This is a genomic window from Ruegeria sp. AF2 (assembly GCF_056542025.1).
On record NZ_JBQFZC010000017.1, the window covers coordinates 1 to 4,787 of the forward strand.

The following is a 4,787-nucleotide window of genomic DNA, read 5'->3' on the forward strand; positions in this document are numbered from 1 at the left end:
CTTGTGGTACACGACCAGCCATGGCTCCTCGGGCTTGCTGTCGATCAGTTGGGCGACCTCTTGAGCTAGTGCTTCGCCGTTCGTCATCCACGCGTTCTTCCCAGACCCCTTGTCCATTACGTGGACAGTGAGGTTCCTGTAGCTCTTGGCTACTGAGGGCAGTCGCACGAGGTTCCCCAGATGCTTCTCCCACAACGCATAGGTCGCACGAACACGCCCGGAGGCGTCGAGGATCACCATGGGGGCCAGATCGTCTGGTATCGCGTCTCGGCTGTCGAGCGCGGAGATGACCGTGGAGGCTTTATTGGGCTTTCGCAGGAGAACACATCGCCCTGAGAGAGCGTATAGGGCTTCGAGATAGGAGGCATGTCGTTGCTCCAAACCCTGCCGAGCCGACAGCAAACTAATCCCTGTGGTCGCTTCCACGTCTGGCCAAGTGCAGGTCCCTTGACCAGCTGATGCTTCAAGCTCTCCCTCCAGCCTCTCAATCAGTTCAACCAGTGGCGAGTGTGAGAACCGCAGGGGTTCGCGTAAGGACGCAAGCTGATCCGTGTTGAGGGAGACAATTTCGCCGGGCAGCATCGCCTCATCCCAGACCCGGACAGCGCGGACTTTGTCCCTGTACAGGAAGACACCAGCATCCGCGAAGAGACGGTCACGACAGCGGCTCACTACCATGGCGTGGGTGGTGAACAAAACACGGGCCTCGCCTGGTGGTACAGAACTCAGAAGGTTGACCTCTTCGTCAGAAGTCAGGACCGCAAAGTCAGCCTCATTGAGGTTCATCTCCTCGACCAGACGGGCAATCTCTTCAAGACGGGAGAAGCAGAGCAGGACCGCTACCCCTTCATGCTGATTTGACTTCAATAATTGCTGCACGAAGCAGATCAACGTGGTGGTCTTCCCGACACCGGGATCAAGGCTGGAGAGGAAGAAGCTGGAATGGGCTGTCCCATCAGCCATAGCAACCATCGTGGCGACGAGTTTTCGCAGGGCTGTAGCGACAACCTGTGGCGGCAGACCCCCACCACGTTGGGTCAATGTGTTTGTCAGGGAGGTGGTCGTCGCGTCAGATAGGTCGCCTGAGCCGTAGTTGGTACAATCGCTATAGAGAGGCCTTAATGGTGTTTGTAGCACCGAGCCTGACCCATGCAGTAAAGCACAAGCTGACCCAGTGGCAAAAGCAGATGCTTGAGCCATGAGTTGGTCCTTGATCATGTTGTTGTCGAAGGGGGTGGTCGAAGCTGAAGACGCTTCAGACAAAGCAGAAGATCACCGCGATGGTCGATCCTTTGCAATGGTGGGTGTTAATTTTGCAATGGTGGAACCTAATCCAGCTCAAGCAGCCGCATAGACGCTCTCACCACCACCTTGATAGGCATCAAAGACATACCTGTAGATGGCGTGGCTAAGCTTTCAGGTTCTGGTCAAACCAGGCATAGATCAGTTTGGCCTCGGTGCATTTTCCCCGTGTCGAGCTTTTATGCAGAGTTTGATGTTTTCGAAATGTTCGAACCCCACGCTAAGACAGTTTACTCCATTTTCAGAAAGTAAAGTCCAATTCAATCTGAAGTCTCCGTCGACATTAACGCCGGGTGTTCGTTCGTGTCGAAATTGTTCAAAAATTTGTACGAAGTACTTGCTCGATCAAAGCCTTCAATCTGCATAAGTTGGAGATCCAAATATCCAAGAAAAGCCGGGTCGGCGTCAGTTGCAATAGAGTGTCTACCTTCTTCGATTGCAACTCTCGTAGAGACGCCACTACCTGCAAAAAAGTCAAGCACCGTAGAGCCATCATAGGACAATGAACGCACGATCCTACGAACCAACTCTGCCGGTTTTTGGGTCGGATGCCCAACCCTTTCTTTCGAATTTCCGTTTAATCGAGCAATCTGCCACACGTTCGTTGGATTGATACCTTTTTCAAGGTTCTTAGGATTTAACCGCTTATCTTTCTTGTATGTCGACAGCGTCTTTGGGTCTAATTTCTTCCTTACAGCGTCCAGATTAAAGTAGTACTTTTTGCTCTTGCTGAACCAAAAAATTTCTTCATGCCGGTTTGAAAAAAACCTTTGCGCCCCCATGCCATTCGGATAGTTCCAAATGATAAGGTTTACTAACAGCATACTGCTGTTTTGGCGCATCCAGTTTACCAAGCTAAGTAGATCGCCAGAGCCGACCTCACCTTGGTACTGCAAGCCACCGAACAAGACGAAGTTTCCCGTTGGGCGCAAAACCCGTTCGACTTCTTGGAGCCATATGGACGCCCAATCTACGTAGTCTGCAATATCATCCCAATCGGCGACATTGATGTTGTAAGGTGGATCGCACAATACCAACTGGATGGAGTTGTCCGGAATTTGATTTAATGTAGCCAGACAATCACCCACGCACGACAAATGTACAGTTTGACCATGATCGTTCGCTTTGAGACCAGCGAAAGACGAGTGTTGAACACCTTGCCTTTTTAGGATGTTCATTCCCATGTGGCCGGAGTTTCTGTGCGATCTATTGCCCATAGGTTCCATTTCCTGAGGAAAACAAAATTCAGATCCTAAAATCCCAAAGCATCTACATTCGGCGGTCTGATGCGAGGGCATTTTTAACTGAAAACGCTGAATTTTTTCTCCACTTAATTAAAAATGCAGCACTGCATACATTGAGCTATCTGTCCTTTGTGAGTTGATTGAACAAGTCACTCCCAAGGACTTTTAGAGACGTTTCGGCGACTTCTGTCATGATCTTCAACATATCAGCCCTACCCCACTCTCCACCGTTTCCCTGTGTATACAAGGAGGCAGCTTGCAGCATTACAGTCTTATCTTTGGGTTTGATGAATTTGTTCTTACAATGGTTGGCGTTTATCGCCATACCGTAGTTTGCAGCAGTTAACCTATCCAACCTGTTTAGAGTTCCCGAGTTATGTTCGAGAACAACCGCTCTCCCGTCGGGCCTTTCGATTGTGACGGTTTCTGTTAAGAAATTTGATCCCTCTAGAAATAGCACATAGGGGAAGTGTGCTTCGGCTAACATTAAGTTGGCAATTTCTGCTATATTTTTATGTGACCTTTCTATGGCATTGCCTGCGGCCATCAAATCTTGGTCGTTGTTTGAGCCGACCAATTTTCCAGCCCGGATGTTCTCCACATCTTTACCTTGATGTTTGGCCTCCGACACCAAGATTACTCTCCAGAAGCCGTCATCATCTTTTACTTCGATCAATCCCCCATCAGGTCGAATACTAGCTCCGGTCACAAAAATTGACTGGCCCAACTCCTCATCTATGCTTGCCAACTTCTCGTGTATTTCTGACTTCTTAAGGTCCTTTCTATAACGAAAACTCAGTTGAGGATATTTTTGAGCAAGATTAGCTTCAACCAGCTGGGCCACCTCTCCAACAGTGAGGTCGTGTAGTTTTGCCTCTTCCCCGAAAATGCCCAAAACACCTTGAGATTTTTTGTGCTGACTAGTTAGGCGTGTTGATTGATTTTTTTTGGCCATTAATCTGTTTCTTTTCCCAGTTTATGCCGATGGTTTTGATCGTTTATGCGGATTGCGGCGAACAATATTTAGCGCCTTGCTTGCAATTGGAATGACTGGGCTGATATCGCTTGTTCCTTATCAAAATTCTGAAATATGGACACTTCCCATTGATGGACAAGTCTTTGTCATCATCACCTTTCCTGAATTTGATTAGCTCAAACTGATCAGGATTAAATTTGTGAAGAAAGGTTATTGGGACACCCATCACCCCATGAAAATCATATGGTATATCTTTGGTTTTGTTAACATTTATCGCGTCGTAATTATCATACGGAAGGTACTGGTCTTCGTTTTCAAAATAGCTCTTTGTTAGATTGATGTCTTCATGCCTTTGCGAGTGATCCAGATTGGTAAGCCACAAACAGTTGTTGGGAGAAACAATTCTGTTTTGATAAGCGTCAACTCGTGCTTCAGTTCCGTACAATTCGTAGTGATCTGGCACAATGAAGCCAGAAATGCCTCGGCCCAGATTGATGCCCAGCCACGCCTGATTATCCTTAATCAGCTTGAAAATTTCCTTATAAGTAATGGCATTTACATTACCAATGATGAGGAAATTCTTATCGTACTCGACGAGCTGATCGACGTACTCTCTAAAGAGTGAAAATGGAGGGTTCGTAACGACGATATCGCTTTGCTTTAGGAGTTCAATGCTCTCTTCACTGCGAAAGTCACCATCGCCTTCAAAAGGAACTATACCATCTCTAATCAGGTTTTTCTTTTCGCCCTCCTCTCCTGAGTATGCGAAATAGAAGCCTCCCTCTTTATTTGTAGAATTAAATAGGTCACTTGTTTGCTCTTTGTAGCAAGCTGATATTAACTTCTTTATCCCTAACCTCTTGAAATTTTCAAAGAAATATTCAAAAAAGTTACTTACCGTTGGATCATCGCAATTGCAGTAAACAACTTTGTCGCGGAAATGCGCTTCATAGTACTTTAGTTCACTTTCGATATCCGAGAGTTGAGTGTAAAACTCATCGTTTTTCGATTTCTTCGCGACATGAAGAAGCTTATTTGATCCAGCTCTGCTCATCGTTTGAACCCTCGTCGTTTTAGAGATGCCCCTTGTTAGCCGGGGCCTGCCTTGGCCAAGTTACAGTGCCTTCCCTTGTCTTTCTATAGCTTCTCTGAATTTGACAGGAACTTCTAACAACAAGGCAAAGTCGATAACTGCTATCAGCTTAGTACTTGTCTGAAGCGTCTTCAGCTTCGCCCGAGGAGCCATGGCTGGTCGTGTACCACAA

Annotated in this window: 3 protein-coding genes and 1 pseudogene; all 4 read right to left on the bottom strand. The window is 47.2% G+C overall.

Annotated elements, in window-relative coordinates; translation table 11 throughout:
• Positions 1-963 (bottom strand): annotated as a pseudogene (locus ACR0NM_RS20770) (hypothetical protein); the annotation flags it as partial.
• 599 nt (positions 964-1,562) lie between these two features.
• Positions 1,563-2,480, bottom strand: a complete 918-nt coding sequence (locus tag ACR0NM_RS20775; RefSeq protein ID WP_480616429.1) for a DNA-methyltransferase — start codon at positions 2,478-2,480, stop codon at positions 1,563-1,565.
• Between the two features lie 184 nt (positions 2,481-2,664).
• On the bottom strand, positions 2,665-3,501 hold the full coding sequence (locus tag ACR0NM_RS20780) for an EcoRI family type II restriction endonuclease (protein ID WP_480616431.1): 837 nt from the start codon (positions 3,499-3,501) through the stop codon (positions 2,665-2,667).
• A gap of 43 nt (positions 3,502-3,544) precedes the next feature.
• Complete coding sequence (locus ACR0NM_RS20785; RefSeq protein ID WP_480616433.1) at positions 3,545-4,576, bottom strand: adenine-specific methyltransferase EcoRI family protein; 1,032 nt, start codon at positions 4,574-4,576, stop codon at positions 3,545-3,547.
• Positions 4,577-4,787: the final 211 nt, after the last annotated feature.

Bases quoted from the DNA above. Each gene is read 5' to 3' on its own strand.
- ACR0NM_RS20775 (WP_480616429.1), bottom strand. From the start codon at position 2,480: ATGAACATCCTAAAAAGGCAAGGTGTTCAACACTCGTCTTTCGCTGGT.
- ACR0NM_RS20780 (WP_480616431.1), bottom strand. From the start codon at position 3,501: ATGGCCAAAAAAAATCAATCAACACGCCTAACTAGTCAGCACAAAAAA.
- ACR0NM_RS20785 (WP_480616433.1), bottom strand. From the start codon at position 4,576: ATGAGCAGAGCTGGATCAAATAAGCTTCTTCATGTCGCGAAGAAATCG.